14 protein-coding genes are annotated in these 15755 nt (G+C 47.2%); 7 read left to right on the top strand and 7 right to left on the bottom strand.

What is annotated here, in order from left to right; all coding sequences use genetic code 11:
* Nucleotides 1–141 precede the first annotated feature (141 nt).
* On the bottom strand, nucleotides 142–1035 hold the full coding sequence (locus EXIG_RS03390) for a 1,4-dihydroxy-2-naphthoate polyprenyltransferase (protein ID WP_012369534.1): 894 nt from the start codon (nucleotides 1033–1035) through the stop codon (nucleotides 142–144).
* A 160-nt stretch (nucleotides 1036–1195) separates the two neighbouring features.
* On the opposite strand from EXIG_RS03390, the gene EXIG_RS03385 reads away from it, so the two are divergent.
* From EXIG_RS03385 to menC, 6 genes are all read left to right on the top strand, one after another.
* Nucleotides 1196–2575, top strand: coding sequence for an isochorismate synthase (locus EXIG_RS03385; RefSeq protein WP_012369533.1), 1380 nt, complete (start codon nucleotides 1196–1198; stop codon nucleotides 2573–2575).
* Nucleotides 2565–4211 carry a 2-succinyl-5-enolpyruvyl-6-hydroxy-3-cyclohexene-1-carboxylic-acid synthase gene (menD, locus tag EXIG_RS03380; protein ID WP_012369532.1) on the top strand — a complete coding sequence of 549 codons (1647 nt, stop codon included), beginning with the start codon at nucleotides 2565–2567 and terminating at the stop codon, nucleotides 4209–4211. The genes EXIG_RS03385 and menD overlap by 11 nt, the downstream gene beginning before the upstream one ends.
* A complete protein-coding gene (menH, locus tag EXIG_RS03375; protein ID WP_012369531.1) occupies nucleotides 4208–5005 on the top strand; it encodes a 2-succinyl-6-hydroxy-2,4-cyclohexadiene-1-carboxylate synthase in 798 nt (265 codons plus the stop codon). Before menD ends, menH begins: the two co-directional genes overlap by 4 nt.
* Nucleotides 5002–5826 carry a 1,4-dihydroxy-2-naphthoyl-CoA synthase gene (gene menB, locus EXIG_RS03370; protein WP_012369530.1) on the top strand — a complete coding sequence of 275 codons (825 nt, stop codon included), beginning with the start codon at nucleotides 5002–5004 and terminating at the stop codon, nucleotides 5824–5826. The genes menH and menB overlap by 4 nt, the downstream gene beginning before the upstream one ends.
* A 73-nt stretch (nucleotides 5827–5899) precedes the next feature.
* Nucleotides 5900–7273, top strand: a complete 1374-nt coding sequence (gene menE, locus EXIG_RS03365; RefSeq protein ID WP_012369529.1) for an o-succinylbenzoate--CoA ligase — start codon at nucleotides 5900–5902, stop codon at nucleotides 7271–7273.
* Nucleotides 7270–8349, top strand: coding sequence for an o-succinylbenzoate synthase (gene menC, locus EXIG_RS03360; protein WP_012369528.1), 1080 nt, complete (start codon nucleotides 7270–7272; stop codon nucleotides 8347–8349). The genes menE and menC overlap by 4 nt, the downstream gene beginning before the upstream one ends.
* A gap of 61 nt (nucleotides 8350–8410) precedes the next feature.
* On the opposite strand, the gene EXIG_RS15685 is transcribed toward menC, so the two are convergent.
* From EXIG_RS15685 to EXIG_RS03325, 6 genes are all read right to left on the bottom strand, one after another.
* Nucleotides 8411–9972, bottom strand: a protein-coding gene (locus tag EXIG_RS15685) for an IS3 family transposase (RefSeq protein WP_234944567.1) whose coding sequence is annotated in 2 segments (ribosomal slippage) — nucleotides 8411–9342 and nucleotides 9342–9972 — 1563 coding nt in all. Because the reading frame shifts where the segments join, the coding sequence is not laid out codon by codon here.
* Nucleotides 9973–10091: 119 nt separating this feature from the next.
* On the bottom strand, nucleotides 10092–10838 hold the full coding sequence (map, locus tag EXIG_RS03345; RefSeq protein ID WP_200859030.1) for a type I methionyl aminopeptidase: 747 nt from the start codon (nucleotides 10836–10838) through the stop codon (nucleotides 10092–10094).
* A gap of 14 nt (nucleotides 10839–10852) precedes the next feature.
* Nucleotides 10853–12043, bottom strand: a complete 1191-nt coding sequence (locus EXIG_RS03340) for an EAL-associated domain-containing protein (RefSeq protein WP_012369525.1) — start codon at nucleotides 12041–12043, stop codon at nucleotides 10853–10855.
* Between the two features lie 73 nt (nucleotides 12044–12116).
* The gene (locus EXIG_RS03335) at nucleotides 12117–12383 is read right to left on the bottom strand and encodes a hypothetical protein (RefSeq protein ID WP_012369524.1); all 267 of its coding nucleotides are present in this window, start codon (nucleotides 12381–12383) and stop codon (nucleotides 12117–12119) included.
* Between the two features lie 95 nt (nucleotides 12384–12478).
* On the bottom strand, nucleotides 12479–14071 hold the full coding sequence (gene cshA, locus EXIG_RS03330) for a degradosome RNA helicase CshA (protein ID WP_012369523.1): 1593 nt from the start codon (nucleotides 14069–14071) through the stop codon (nucleotides 12479–12481).
* 338 nt (nucleotides 14072–14409) lie between these two features.
* On the bottom strand, nucleotides 14410–15264 hold the full coding sequence (locus EXIG_RS03325; RefSeq protein WP_012369522.1) for a S1-like domain-containing RNA-binding protein: 855 nt from the start codon (nucleotides 15262–15264) through the stop codon (nucleotides 14410–14412).
* A gap of 214 nt (nucleotides 15265–15478) precedes the next feature.
* On the opposite strand from EXIG_RS03325, the gene EXIG_RS15870 reads away from it, so the two are divergent.
* Nucleotides 15479–15646, top strand: a complete 168-nt coding sequence (locus EXIG_RS15870) for a hypothetical protein (RefSeq protein ID WP_012369521.1) — start codon at nucleotides 15479–15481, stop codon at nucleotides 15644–15646.
* Nucleotides 15647–15755: the final 109 nt, after the last annotated feature.

Genomic DNA, 15755 nt, shown 5'->3' with positions numbered 1-15755 from the left:
AGGCACATTGCTTCCATTATAGTAAAATTTCAAAACTGTTACAACCAATCAAACCATTGACTATACCAACAAAAAAATCCCGACGAAGACAGTTTTATCCGTCCATCATTCGGGATTCCGTTCATAAAAACAGTTTTCCGGTCACAAGTTGGCAATCGTCAAACTGATCGCAAGCAATAATCCGAAAATCGTATTGACCTTTCCGGTCTGAGCCATACCCGGCATCAATTCCTGCGGTGGCAGATCACGCCAGAATAATTTTACGGCTTTGATCATCAGCGGAATGCTCAAAAGAGCAAGCAATGCCCACCAGGTGACGTTAAAGGCCAGTACGGCAATCAAAAGTGAGATGATTGCAGCGGCAAAAAAGGCAATCAGGACATAAACGGCTTTTTGATGCCCGACTAAACAGGCGATTGTCTTTCGGCCGTTGACTTTATCATTGTCGAGATCCCGTATGTTATTTGCGAGCAAAATCGAGCCGATTAAAATCGATACCGGAATCGAAATGGCGATCGCTTCCGTCGGAACATACCCGATCTGCAAATAAGCTGAAATCGCGATGATGACATAGCCCATGAAGAAACCGGCGACGATTTCCCCGAATGGTGTGTAGGCGATCGGTAACGGTCCACCCGTATAGATGTAACCAACGAACATCGACACGATGCCGATTAGTAGTAACCACCATGTTGTTTCAAGGCACAAATAGATACCAAGCAAGGCCGAAATACCATACAACGAGAAGGCAAACGCCAAAATCGTTCCCGGTTTAAAACCGTCACGGACAATCGATCCGCCGATGCCCACCGAGTCTTCCGTATCAAGCCCGCGCTTGTAGTCGTAATATTCATTAAATAAGTTCGTCGCAATCTGAATCAGCATCGATGCGATCAACATGGCAAAAAACAGATCCATCCGTAACGATTCGATCCGCGGTGCCACAATGGCCGTTCCTACGACGACAGGTACAAAACTTGCCGTCAGCGTATGTGGTCGTGTCATTCGCCAGTATACAGCGATTGATTTATTCATATAATAAACCCCTTTCCTGTCTAAGTGTATCGGGTTTCGTTTTTTACTGTCAATGCTCAATCCAAGATAGCTTATTCCTTCTTTTTTTCACATAAAAAGTTTACACTGAGAATAAGTGAAACGTATCACAGTATCTTTAGACTAGGGGGCAATGAGCGGTATGGCCTACGCTCAACATGAGCTTAAACAATGTATTGAACGTGCTGTTGGTCATGCGAATGCATATCAACGGTCTATCCTCGCCGCGTATTCTTGGAATGTCGAGGCGCAGGATGTTAGCGCGCTGTCATTCGGGACGGAAGAACGCTTTTATTTTACGACACCTGATCGATCGATGCGCGCCATCGGTTTTGGTATTACGCAACAATTAAAAACAGCAGGACAGGACCGGTTTTTACAGATGCAGTCCATGTGGTCAAATTTGAATCGGGATCATGTCGGCACCGATTTATTTGCCTTTTGCGGCTTCTCTTTTTCGGAACTGAAACACACTGAATTTCGTTGGTCTTCTTTTGGGGAAGCTTCAATGACCATTCCGAAGTATCTTTATCTGGAACAAGATGGTCGTACGACGGTAACGGTTTTTGCGTTCGTTGAACCGCAATCTAACGCAGAAAAAATCCTCAATCAGTTGGCTGTCGAATATGCAGAACTGCATACTCCAAAATCCGACCGGTTCGTGACCCGGATTCGACTGACGCGTGACGGAAATGATGCTTTCGAAGCTTCTTTCCATCAAGCGACACAACTCTTAAAAACATCACTCAAAAAAATCGTCTTGGCCCGTGAAGTCGTCTACGAGCTTGATCAACCGATCGACTTGGCCGGACTTGTTCAGGAACTCGAATCATCGCAGCCAGGCAGCTATATCTTCTTCTTTCAACCGACGGCAGACGAAGCTTTCCTTGGTGCGACACCGGAACGATTGATTTTAAAATCCGGTCTTGAACTTAAGACAGCTGCCGTCGCCGGATCTGCTCCTCGACATGCCATCGAGACGACAGATACCGCACTCGGACAGTCGCTGTTACAGGACGACAAAAACCGTCATGAACATGCGATTGTCGTTGATTCAATCGAACAGACACTCCAAGGACTCTCGACGACGATCGACAAACCGGATGAACCGATGTTGCTGAAGAATCGTCACATCCAGCATCTGTACACTCCGATCAACGCTACGCTGTCACCTGAAGTCAGTCTCTTTCAGCTGATTGAAAAACTTCACCCTACACCTGCTCTCGGTGGAGAACCAAAAGAGGAAGCCGTCGCCGCCATCCGCGAAATTGAAACGTTCGAGCGTGGCTGGTACGGTTCTCCCGTCGGTTGGATGGACGGACAGGAAAACGGTGAGTTCATCGTCGCCATCCGCTCCGGTCTGTTTACCGATCGCTCGGCTGTTCTTTATGCCGGTTGTGGACTCGTCGAAGGATCCGTTCTTCACAGTGAACTCGAAGAAACCGAAACGAAACTATCACCGATGCTGCAGGCTCTGTCGCATCTCTGTACGATAGAAAAGGATGATATTTATGTTGAGTAAATGGACGCACGCATTAATCGATAATTTAGTGAAAAGCGGTGTCCGGGATTTCGTCATCAGTCCCGGATCCCGTTCGACACCACTTGCCATCGCTGCCTTTCTTCACCCTTTTAGCCGTACCCACGTCCTCATCGACGAACGGTCGGCTAGTTTTTTTGCCCTTGGTTTGACACGGACGGAGGATGTCTTGCGTCCGGTCGCCCTGATTTGTACGAGTGGAACAGCAGCTACGAATTATTATTCGGCCGTGACGGAAGCCAATATTTTCGAGCTGCCTTTGATCGTATTGACGGCGGATCGCCCCCACGAGTTGCGTGGTGTCGGCGCACCCCAAGCAATCGATCAAGTCGCTCTCTACGGAAAACAGGTCCGCCATGCCTTTGATTTGCCGTTACCGGAAGAGACTGCTCTTCCTTACGTCCAGCACGCGGCGGAACGAGCCGTTCTTCTCGCGCTTTCAGAGCCCGCCGGTCCGGTTCATATCAATATTCCGCTTCGGGAACCATTAATTCCCGAACTGGATCTCTTACAAACGGGTCAGCCTGTCGGACAACTGAATCAACCACAGGCGGAAAATCCTACCGAAAAACTCATTGAAATTTTATCAATCTCGCGTCTTTTGATTGTCATCGGACCTCAAATTTCTCTTGCCGATACACAAATCATTCTGGACTATGCAAACCGTGCACGAATTCCTGTTTTGGCCGATCCGTTGAGTCAAGGCCGCCGTTCTTCCAACGATACGGTTTTCGGCTATTACGATACGTGGTTAAAGGCAACAGCGATTCACGATAAAATCCACCCGGAACACATTTTACGATTCGGTGCGATGCCGATCTCAAAACCGTATCTGCTTTGGTCAAAAGGAATTCCGACGACAGTTCTCGGCCATCCCGGAAACTGGCGCGATCCCCAGTTGCAGGCTCATTTTTTAAGCGGTCATCCGAGCCAACTGAAAACCGCTCCTGTGACCGTGCATGAAACCTCTTATCTCGAGACCCTGCAACGGGCAGAGAACACCGTACAGACTGTTTTTTCTTCTCTGGATGCCAATCAGCTGACGGAATATAATGTCGTCCGGGCATTAAATGATTTAACAGACGGCAGTCTGTTTGTTTCGAACAGTATGCCGATTCGGGACTTGGATACCTTTTTACCGATGGGGACACCGCTTCGTATTCTTGCCAACCGGGGTGCCAATGGCATTGACGGCATTCTTTCAAGTGCTCTCGGCGCGACCTATGAAGCCGAAAACCGTTATCTGCTTGTCGGTGACCTGGCGTTCTTGCATGATATCAACGGATTGCTGATGGCGCAGACCGTTCCGATTACGATTCTGTTAGTGAATAACACGGGTGGCGGGATTTTCAGTTTTCTGCCGCAACAAAATCTCGATCCGGCGTTGTTCGAACCTTTATTCGGAACAGCACAAGACGTTGATTTCAGTCATCTTGCTGCCGGTTACGGTGTCGAGTATGAACGGATTTCCTCGATTACGCATCTTCATTCGACCCTGCAACAACAAGCGACTGCGACACGGGTCTTGGAAATCGTCACCGATCGTCCGGAGAATGTCCGCCTGCACCGTTTGATTTGGGAGCAGACAAACGAGGCACTGCAGGAGACGTTCCGATGAAACTGCGGCATCAGGAATACCATGTCGAGATCAGCGGAAGCGGTCCGCCGCTTTTGCTGTTGCACGGTTTCACCGGTAGCAGTGCCACATGGGATCTGTTCGGAAGCCGGTTGCAGTCAGACTATACCGTTTACCGGATTGATTTGCTCGGCCACGGCCGTACCGCATCCGCATCTTATCAACGTATGCGCTTGACGGAACAAGTAAAAGATTTAAAAAGTTTGCTTGCGACCCGTGAGGAAGACTGGTCCGTTCTCGGTTATTCGATGGGCGGACGAATCGCGCTTCTGCTTGCTGCGACATCGAAACAGGTAAAGCAGACGATTGCTGTCAGCACGACTCCTGGTCTCCGGTCGGCACATGAGCGACGATTACGCCGTCAAGCCGACCGTCGTCTCGCTGATCGTTTACTGACAGATGGTTTAGCCGATTTCATCGATTATTGGGAGTCGCTCCCGCTGTTTGCAAGCCAACGTCATCTGCCGGTTGAAGTACAAGAATCGATTCGCCGTGGACGCCTTGCCCAATCACCGGAGGGGCTGGCCGCTTCTTTGATCGCTCAAGGAACCGGCAATATGGCTCCGGTCTGGCATTTACTTGACACCTCCTCGATTGATTGGATTGTCGGAAACGACGATGATAAATTTAAAAAAATTGCCATCGAAGCCGCTCCATCGGAAAAAATTCATTTAATTGAAGGTGCATCACATGCCCCACATATCGACCAACCGGAAAAGTTTGTTACAATAGTAGAGAAACTACTCTTAATTAATCAAATGGGGGAATTGAAATGAGATACGTTCCAGAATGGGCAGCTGCCCGTAGCTACGAAGACATCAAGTATGAAAAATGGAATGGGATTGCTAAAATTACAATCAACCGTCCAGAAGTACGGAATGCTTTCCGTCCGAAGACGGTTCACGAATTGATCGATGCTTTTTCACGTGCACGTGACGATCAAAACGTCGGTGTCATCGTCTTAACCGGTGAAGGCGATCTTGCTTTCTGTTCAGGCGGCGACCAAAAAGTTCGCGGACATGGTGGTTATGTCGGTGAGGATGAAATCCCGCGTTTAAATGTCCTTGATTTACAACGTCTGATCCGTGTTATTCCGAAACCGGTCATCGCTATGGTAGCAGGCTATGCAATCGGTGGCGGACATGTTCTTCACCTCGTCTGTGATTTGACGATCGCAGCAGACAATGCCAAATTTGGACAAACTGGTCCTAAAGTTGGTTCGTTTGATGCTGGTTATGGTTCTGGTTACCTCGCTCGCGTCGTTGGTCATAAGAAAGCACGTGAGATCTGGTACCTTTGCCGTCAATACGATGCCCAACAAGCACTTGATATGGGTCTCGTCAATACGGTCGTTCCACTGGCTGATTTGGAGCAAGAAACAATCCAATGGTGTTCTGAAATCCTTCAGCATTCACCAACAGCACTTCGTTTCTTAAAAGCTGCGTTTAATGCCGATTCAGACGGCCTTGCAGGTATTCAACAACTTGCAGGTGACGCCACGTTACTGTATTACACGACAGAGGAAGCAAAAGAAGGCCGTGACGCGTTTAAAGAAAAACGTGATCCTGATTTCGGACAGTTCCCACGATTCCCATAATACAAAAAAGGTTCAATGTCGAAAGACGTTTGAACCTTTTTCTTATCATCATTCAGAAAGGAAGTGACAATCCGTGTATCCTTGGATTTACACGCGTGCCAAAGAACAGCCGGACGATCTTGCCCTCATCACGGACAACGAGCGTCTGACCTGGTCTGCCCTTTATACAAAAGCGCATGAACTCGCCAGTTCCTGGGCTCCCCTGCTGTCACGCGGTGACCGCATCGCTTTATACGGTCCTTCAAGCAGCAGCTACATCATTGCTGTCCATGCGGCTCAATTGCTTGAATTGACGATTGTTCCGATCAATATTCGTCTGAGCCAAGCGGAAGTCCATATGCAACTCCAACAAGCCGATATCCGATTCGTCATCTCAGATCGTCCGATCGATGCGCCGGTTAAACGGCTGCCGTTTCATGTCGTGAAGCCGGCACCTGATGTTCTCGTCCGGCATATGCCAAAACATTATATTCAGTCGATGTTATTTACAAGCGGTACGACCGGGCGGCCAAAAGCAGTCGAACAGACAATGCTCAATCATTTTTCAAGTGCCATGAATGCGGCCCGCCATACCGGTTCCTATCCGGATGACCGGTTCCTAGTCGTCACGCCGTTATTTCATATGAGCGGTCTCGCCGTCGTTTACCGCTCCGTCATCTATGGTGTTCCGCTTATTCTTGAGCCTCATTTTTCACCGAACAAGACCATTACATGGATCCAGACAGAACACATCACACATATTTCTCTCGTTTCCGTCATGTTGGATCGGTTGCTCGAAGCCGGATTACGACGGTTTGATTTACGCGTTGTTTTGACGGGCGGAGGGCCTGTCCCGTTACCGATTCTGACACGGGCGTTAGACCGCGGCATTCCCGTCATGCAAACATACGGTATGACCGAAACCGCTTCACAAGTGGCGACACTCCTGCCGGAAGAAGCGATCCGGAAAATCGGTTCTGCCGGTAAAGCCATCGCTCCGACGGAAATCCGGATCAATCGGTATCAGGAAATTGAAGTCAAGGGACCGACTGTCATGAACGGATATTTCGCTAATCCGGAAGCGACAGCCGCCGCTTTTACTGCTGACGGTTATTTGAAGACCGGTGATCTCGGACGGATCGATGCCGACGGTTACCTGTATGTATTAGATCGAAGAAGCGACTTGATCATTTCCGGTGGTGAAAATATTTATCCGGCAGAAGTCGAAGCCGCCTTATTATCAATCTCCGGGATCACGGAAGCCGGTGTCGTTGGACGGTTTGATCCGGTCTGGGGGCAGGTACCGGTTGCCTTCATCGTCAGTACACTGTCAGAAACTGATGTCCGGCAAGAAATGGAACGCTTACTGGCCAAATATAAATGTCCCGTCAGCTACTTTTACCGTGATACATTACCGCGCAATGCAAACGGTAAACTGATTCGGCGCCAGCTCAAGGAGTCGCTATGACGACCATTACCCTGCGCAGTGCGGAGCTGTTTGATGTCTATCTGACGTTTCGCCAGCCGATGCAGACCGCCATCTCTATCTTGTCGAAACGACGGACGACCATTTTACGGCTGACCGATCAGGAAGGACGCATCGGCTACGGGGAAGGCGTCGCTTTCGAGACACCTTGGTACACGGCGGAAACGCAGGATTCTCTTCGTGCCTTGTCCCCGCTCCTGTACCGTTTGCTTGCTGCAGCACCTTTATCCTCACCCGCTGCCGTTGCTGCACGCTTTCAGCCGATTAAAGGAAACCAGATGGCAAAAGCCATGTTCGACGGGGCTGTTCATGAATTATTTGCCCAAGCGGAGCAGACCTCTCTTGCCGCTTACCTCGGTGGTGACGAAAACCGGTCGATTCCGTGCGGAAAAGCACTCGGTCGCTCCTCAGCCGAGCAAACGGTGGAAGCAGTAGGTCAAGCATTAAACGATGGATTCGAACGGATTAAGTTGAAACTCGCTCCGACGGATACTGCGGTTTTGGAACAGGTTCGCAAATCTTTTCCGGGTGCTCCGTTAATGTTTGATGCCAACGGAAGTTTTCAGGTAGCTGATTTACCGCTCCTTCAAGAGTGGGATACATTTTCGATGCTGATGATGGAACAGCCGTTTCCCGCTGACGACTGGTTAAGTCATCAGCATGCCGCCTCCTTACTGAAGACACCGCTTTGTCTCGATGAATCCATCCAGACGACACAGGATGCTTTACTGATGCGAACATTGCAGGCGGGTCAAATCATCAATATCAAGCCGGCTCGTCTCGGCGGTCTGACAGCAGCGCTCGATGTGCGAAGCATTTCGCCATCGTACTGGTTAGGCGGCATGTTCGAGAGCGGGATTGGACGGCGCCAAACGTTGGCATTCGCCACCTTACCGGGACTTGCTTATCCGATTGATATGTCTGGAACCGATCAGTATTTCATTGAAGATTTACTCGAACAGGACTATATCGTCGAAAACGGGTCTATCCGATATGCTGAACATTCGGTTTCCCAGGAACGGCTCGAACGATTGGCCGTTTCAACAAAAAAACTTTAAAAATAGGAGTATCAAATGAACTGCTCCCCGTCAAGTAGACAGGATAAATAATAAAAATCTCTTAAACGGCTTGAGCTCTGTATTCTAATGGAGCCAAGCCGTTTAATCGTTGTTGGTACCGTTCTTCATTGTAGAAGTGAATATACTTCTGAATCGCAAGCTGGAGTTCGTCGAACTCCGCAAACTTATGTAGGTAATAACTTTCGCATTTCAAGGCGCCCCAAAATGATTCCATCGGACCGTTATCAATACATTTACCAACCCAAGACATACTTTGTGTAATGCCTGCCACGCGTGTCATGTGTCGAAACGCATGTGAAGTATATTGAAACCCTCGATCACTATGAAGCAAGGGACGACTTCCGGATGCGCCCTGCAGGGCGAGTTCGAATGTATCAAACACGAGCTGATTATTGTTAGAGTGCCCTAGAACGAAGGCACGGATGGAGCCGTCATATAGGTCCAAGATGGCGCTCAAATACGCCTTCTGAGAGGCACCGTACTTCAATTCCGTGACATCCGTCACCCATTTTTGATTCGGTCCTGCCGCGTTGAAATCACGGTTCAGAATGTTTTCGGCAATCTGTTGAGGACGATCACGAATGTACAAAGGACGTTTCCGGCGTATGACACAATGAATACTCGCGATGTGCATCAGGCGCCGGACACGCTTCGCATTAACGTTTCTTCCGAAACGACGTTTCAAGTTCAATTTCATTCGTCGATAGCCATATATTCCTTTCACCGAAAGGTGGATCTGGTTCATCTCTTCGATGATTTTCATGTTCTCAGCCTCATGTGTTTTCGGTATACCTATACGACGCAACCACTTGTAGTAGGCAGCACGCGAGACATCCGCTAGATGACATAGGGCGATGATCGGATAACCGAATTGCTCTACCGATGATTGAATGGCTTCATATTTATCTTGAAGACGAATTTGACTTAACGTGACCTCCTCTCGATCTCCTCTAACTTTTTTAGGAAATCGTTCTCCATGCGTAGTCGTTCATTTTCTTTCTCTAGTCGTTTCAGTTCCAACGCAAAACGCTCTGTATCCGTCAATTCTGCTACCGGCTTCTGACGTCCGCGACGATCCATCAGTGCGTCCATTCCGTCCTTCTCGAACTTCCTTACCCAGCTATAGATTTGTTGATAGGAGACCCGATGGGTCTTCATGATGTTTTGATAGTCTTTCCCATTTTGTATACAGTCCATAACTGCCTGGACACGCTCTTCAAACGTAGTGGTTCTACCTTTAATCATAATGGATCGCTCCTTCAATGGTTTCCCTTGAGTATTATGACTAGTATACTTCCGAATCCATCTTGCAAGTACGCTTAAACTCGAAATATTAAACTGTACTGTAGCGCTAGTGAGCGATTCCTCTTGAGTCAGAACTGCGCGTACAGCCTCCATTTTTAGTTCTTCTGGATAACCTGTCCATTCTGTTCGATCACGGAGTGACGAGGAGCCGTATGTACGATATTTTGCTCTCCATCTATTCAAGGTCGTGACTGAAAGCTCGAAGAGCGAGGCAATCGATTTTATCGAGTCCATTCTATCCTCACACATCCTAATGATCCGTAATTTTTTATCCGGCGAAAACTTAGATTTAGACATAGAAATAGCTCCCTTCAAAAAGTGGACAGTTTTTGTTATTTCAACTGTCTACTTTTTGGGGAGCATATCAAAAGGGACTTGATACTCCTGTTTATTTTCAGCAGTTCATAAATTTAGACTCAATCGACTTTCGTTAAAATCTCATATCCGTCTTTTAAGACGATGACGCTATGTTCAAATTGCGAAACGAGACTTTTATTTGGTGTATATAAGGTCCAGCCGTCTTTCTCGTCTTCCATACAGAATTCGTCGCCGGTCGAGATAAATGTTTCGACGGCAATGACTTGTCCTTCTTTCAACAAATCATTTTCCTCACGGCTGAAGTAGTTCGAAATCGATTCCGGCTCGCCGTGTAATGTCTTTCCGAGACCGTGTCCCGCCAAGTTCCGGATGACGGTAAAGCCGCTTTTCCGTGTCTCGGCATAAATCGCTTTCCCAATCTGATTGACCTTCGTTCCGGCCTTTACTTTCTCCAATCCTTTTTCAAGGGCAGACAACGAAACTTCGACCAACCGAACATCTTCCGGACGACGGGCTTGTCCTGCGATAACCGTTTTGCCGGTATCGGAGTAATAACCGTTCTTTACGGCTGAGACATCAACATTAACAATATCTCCCTCTTTGATGACGTACGCTCCCGGAATACCATGTGCCGCCACTTCATTTACACTGATACAAGTTGCTCCCGGAAAGTCATACATGACGATCGGTGCCGATTCCGCCTCGTGTTCTTTCAGAATCCGTGCCCCGATCTCATCTAATTCCTTCGTTGTAATCCCCGGTTTGACGGCATCTGCCATCTCATCGCGTGCAATGGCGACAATCCGGCCGATTTCACGTAATGCATCGTAATCATAATCCAACATCATTCATTTCCTCCTCATTCACTCAATCGTTCTTGATATAAATAGTCTGCTGAAATATCAGCAAATAAGAACATCCCATTATTCAGCGGCATACTGAAAGTCCGTGTCTGCTCCCCGGAACTGAAGTCGACGTACCGGTCCGATAAATAGCCGGTATGCCGTCGTTCCATCGCTACTGTCGTACGGATGAAATACGGTCGGAAACTCCAATTGTATCCTTGGTAAAACGAATAACGTTTCCATTCGCCGCTTTTTTTACTGATATTTGATGACTGCTGGAACCCGTTGGCATCCGTAATATAGAATCGAATGAATTCCGGCTCCATCTTTTTCGCTAACATTAACAACCAGCTGTCGAGGTCTTCCTCCGGCCTGACGGACTGGCAATATTCGTTGAATCGAACGGTCCAGTCCTGTTCGAGCTGAAACAGCCGGTTCATTTGTTCCCGGTCATATTTATAAAACATCGGAACCTCATGCAGCAAAATGTCCATTCCCGGGCAAGTCGTCACCCAGTCCGGCGTCGTTTCACCGAGCAGGTTCCCCATGTAATAACGTCCGCCGTGCTGCCAGGCATAACGCAACTGACCAAGGTGGCTGATATTTTTGTACAGCAGCGGAGCACCCAGCTGATCGCAGAGATGTTCCATCGTCTGCAATAAATGCGGGTAACTGGCCGAGACCGTTTTTTTCTCAATCATCGATGCCAAATCGACAATCAGCATGTCCGGTGACATCGAAAATACCCGTTCGAGACTCGTTGCTTCCGCCCGATCGAGCGCTACCTTCAAACCGGAATTTTGATAATAGGCGACAATCCGGCCGAGGCGGTCAAAATCATCGACCTGAACATCTGTTAATGTCACGTATAACCGGTCTTCCGGGAAATCAATCTGCGCATCACGCAGAATACTTAAAAAATCTTCGCCGCCGTTCTCAAATAACCAGGCCGGGCGACAGCGGACCAGAACAAACGAATGGGCATCCGTCGGTACTTTTTGAAAGGCATGTCGAATGACATGACTCATCACTTCGAGTTGGTATTCGATTGGTACATCATCTTCTTGAAAAAACGGTTTTAACGGTTCTCCCCGGAAATGGGATTGAATTTCATACCCTTCTACTTTAAAAGGCGCCGCTCCGACAATCGGCTGAAACCAAGCTTCAATTTGTTCGGGATGAACAATGACATCTAAGGCATCCATTCTTCTGCCCCCCTTTTCTCTTGTTCCATCTTATCAAAAAAAGAACCCCTCTGTAATCAGAGAGGTCCTGTCTTTAAAATAAGGTCGTATCTTTTCTGACTGCGATGTACAAATAGACACCAAATGTCGCCGTTAAATAGATGATACTCAGCACGCCGTATTGAATACCGGTTGCCCCACCTTTTCCAATCGCCAAGACAAGAAAGATAATCCCGCCAAACAGAAGGGTTGCTAAAGGAATATAACGGAAGTGCCCTTTCGTCGTCCGCTCACTGATCTGTTTTGTCGCGACGACTAGCACAATGAGACAAATAAATGCCAAAGCGTAGATAATATACACAAAATTCCGCCCTCTCTATATCGTTCATTGCTCATTTTAGCACGAGATTTCATAAAAAAGAACCGACTTGTCTGTGACAAATCGGTTCAAACTTCTTACTTTTCAAAACGTGGTTTACGTCCACCACGGTTGCGATCACTTTCACTGCGGTTACGGCCAGCGTATCCACCTTCACGGCGATCTGATGACGCTGATGAAGAACTACGGTTTCCTTCAGAAGGACGACCGCCTTCACGGCGCTCCCCACCACGTGGGTTGCTGCCACGGTATCCGCCACCACGGTTAGAAGAAGAACCAGAACCTGATCCACCTTTGTTGCCGTAAGGACGACGGTTACCACCGCCACCGTTGCTGCCAAAACGTTTAACACGGATTGGTTCGATTGACGAAATTTGAACTGGCGTTGCATCCGGCTCTTTCGTTAATCCTTTAAGCGCTGCTGCGATTAATTCAACCGCTTCATACTCTTCAAGAAGTTCTTGAGCGAGTGTTGTATACTCTTGTGAGTTTTTCGCTTCTACACGTTTGATCAACTCTTGTGCAGCAAGTTTCAAGTTGCCTTCCAAGATTTCGTCAAGCGTCGGTGCATGACGACGTGACATTTTTTTGTTTGTTACACGTTCGATTGTTTTGATTTGACCAAACTCACGTGGTGTAACGAATGTGATTGCTGATCCTGTTTTACCAGCACGACCTGTACGACCGATACGGTGAACATAGCTCTCCGGATCTTGCGGGACGTCGAAGTTGTAGACGTGTGTAACGCCTGAAATATCAAGTCCACGTGCCGCTACGTCAGTTGCAACAAGGATATCGATTGTTCCTTTTTTGAAGCGACGGATGACTTGGTCACGTTTTGCTTGTGTTAAGTCACCGTGTAAGCCGTCAGCTGTATAACCACGTTGGATTAGACCTTCTGTCATCTCATCGACACGTTTTTTCGTACGACCGAAGATGATCGAGAGTTCCGGAGAATCCGTATCAATCAAGCGGCAAAGGACGTCGAATTTTTGGCTTTCTTTTAATTCGATGAATGATTGGTCGATGTTTTCGACAGTCATTTCTTTTGCTTTTACTTTGATGTGAGTCGGAGTCGTCATGAAACGATCTGCGATTTTACGAATCTGCGGCGGCATTGTCGCAGAGAATAAAAGTGTTTGGCGAGTTGGCGGAAGTGTACCCAAGATTTTTTCGATATCTTCCACGAAGCCCATGTTCAACATTTCATCTGCCTCATCCAAGATAACTGTTTGGACGTGGTCAAGGTTTAATGTTTTACGGTTCATGTGGTCCATTAGACGACCAGGTGTAGCGACGACGATTTGTGGGTTCTTACGAAGCGCACGAATCTGACGGTCGATTTGCTGACCACCGTATACTGGCAATGCATGAACACGTTTTACTTCACCAATGCGGTTAAGTTCTTCTGCTACTTGAATCGCAAGCTCACGAGTCGGTGCAAGGATCAATGCTTGGATATAACGTGATTTTGCGTCAAGACGCTCAATCGTTGGAATACCGAATGCAGCTGTTTTCCCTGTTCCTGTTTGTGCTTGACCGATTAAGTCAACGCCGCTAAGACCGACTGGAATTGTTTCTGCTTGGATTGGAGTTGCTTCTTCAAAGCCCATTTTTAGGACACCTTTGATAAGTGCCTCACTAAGATTTAATTCACGAAATGTTGTCAATGCTAAATACTCTCCTTTGTCATATGAAAAGCGTCTGCCACTAAACAGACGCTACCGTAACGAATACAATCGACTACCTATTATAGCAGAACCTCTTCCTTAAAGATAGGGGCTATTTCTGCGTATAATAATGTTTAGGGAAGTCACCATCATAATCGTTGCCATAAGGGCGAGGGAAAGGCATGATGCCCGGACCGTACAACGCTTGAATTCGCGCCGTTTGCCCCCACTAGTGATGGGGTTTTATTTGGAAATGGTCGCCGGTAAGTACCAGCCGCAACCACCAAAATGATGAATTCCTAACTATTTATTCGAAACGTAGGCTTAAGTTGGTTAACTTATTTCGTTAACCGAATACCCGTTTCATGTTTTTCTATTTTTTTGTCTTTCAACAATCGACCTAAAGCACGTTTGAAGGCAGCCTTACTTAGGCCAAATACCTCATCAATCGTCTCAGGAGGTGTCTTATCACCATACGACATATGACCACCATGTTCAAGCAGGTGATTCATGATCAAATCCGCATCGATGTCGATTGCCTCGTGAGCACGTGGTCTTGCTGAAAGTAATACTGTACCATCTGGCTTCACATTTGTCACCCGTAATTTCATAACTTCTCCAAGTCGCGGCCACCGTTCCATCTCTTGTTCATGGAGAAAACCAATCGTCTGTTCATTGACCCAGACGTTGACGCCGGGATCCCGCTGAGCAAAGACAAGTCCTTCGACATCCATGTTATTCCACTCTTCCGGTGCCGGTTTTGCCCGTAAGTTAAAATACGCATAGGGAGCCGGATCTCCGAGTAAACGAAGTTTTTGGTCATGTTTGAGACGAATGTAGAGTTGATCTCCTTCTTCCGGCCAAAATGTCCGGCGTTGCGGCAAATCATCAAGAGATACTAACACGTCTTTTTGAATACCGATGTTTGCAAATACGCCTGTATTGTAACGCGTACCGTTAATCGTCGTTTTGACGTAGTCTTCAAACGATGCTTCCGGAATCGTCATCGAAGAAGCGAGACGCCCTTCGTTGTCCTGATAAAGAAAGACTTCCACTTCTTCGTCAAGTTCGAGCTTTTTTGTTTGTTCATTATTATGAAGTAAGATGTCCTCTTCCCCGTTGCTTAAGAAAACACCAAACTCTGCTTCTCGTTCTACTTTTAATGTGACAACCTGTCCTGCGCGTAATGCCATGAGTGGTCATCTCCCTTCTGTTGTTTCCATCTGTTCCTGCGTATCACCTATCATACTATACTCTTTTTCCTCCCCTCTCCGACATGAAGCAAAAGTGACCAAATATGACATTTTTGTGAACGGTTCTGATTTGAGTGATTTTTTTGAAAAAAAGATATATGATAAAACAATTAGGAAAAAGAAGGTTTAGTTTAGTTAAATATGGGGGAAAAACATGTTTCATAACATTCAATCGCGTTCTTTCGCAAGACGCTTCACAAAAACATTGGTATTTGCTTTTTTTGCATTCCTCGCAACGATCGGAATCGTTTTTGCAGAAGGTTCGAACAGTACAGACCTGTCTCCGAAGACACCTGCACTTCAACATATTGACACTCCATAAAATCTACACTAAGCGTGTGGATTTTTTTATTTTTCCCGAAGTTTTACAGGACGATACAGGAAATCACGGTTTCGTCACGAATTCTTTAGAAGATGTATATCATCTAAAT

Source organism: Exiguobacterium artemiae 255-15 (assembly GCF_000019905.1).
GTDB classification, from domain to species: domain Bacteria; phylum Bacillota; class Bacilli; order Exiguobacteriales; family Exiguobacteriaceae; genus Exiguobacterium_A; species Exiguobacterium_A artemiae.
This window is presented reverse-complemented; position numbering and strand designations above follow the sequence as displayed.

Bases quoted from the DNA above. Each gene is read 5' to 3' on its own strand.
- EXIG_RS03390 (WP_012369534.1), bottom strand. From the start codon at position 1,035: ATGAATAAATCAATCGCTGTATACTGGCGAATGACACGACCACATACG.
- EXIG_RS15870 (WP_012369521.1), top strand. From the start codon at position 15,479: ATGTTTCATAACATTCAATCGCGTTCTTTCGCAAGACGCTTCACAAAA.
- EXIG_RS03385 (WP_012369533.1), top strand. From the start codon at position 1,196: ATGGCCTACGCTCAACATGAGCTTAAACAATGTATTGAACGTGCTGTT.
- map (WP_200859030.1), bottom strand. From the start codon at position 10,838: ATGTTGGATTATGATTACGATGCATTACGTGAAATCGGCCGGATTGTC.
- menC (WP_012369528.1), top strand. From the start codon at position 7,270: ATGACGACCATTACCCTGCGCAGTGCGGAGCTGTTTGATGTCTATCTG.
- menH (WP_012369531.1), top strand. From the start codon at position 4,208: ATGAAACTGCGGCATCAGGAATACCATGTCGAGATCAGCGGAAGCGGT.
- EXIG_RS03325 (WP_012369522.1), bottom strand. From the start codon at position 15,264: ATGGCATTACGCGCAGGACAGGTTGTCACATTAAAAGTAGAACGAGAA.
- menD (WP_012369532.1), top strand. From the start codon at position 2,565: ATGTTGAGTAAATGGACGCACGCATTAATCGATAATTTAGTGAAAAGC.
- menB (WP_012369530.1), top strand. From the start codon at position 5,002: ATGAGATACGTTCCAGAATGGGCAGCTGCCCGTAGCTACGAAGACATC.
- EXIG_RS03340 (WP_012369525.1), bottom strand. From the start codon at position 12,043: ATGGATGCCTTAGATGTCATTGTTCATCCCGAACAAATTGAAGCTTGG.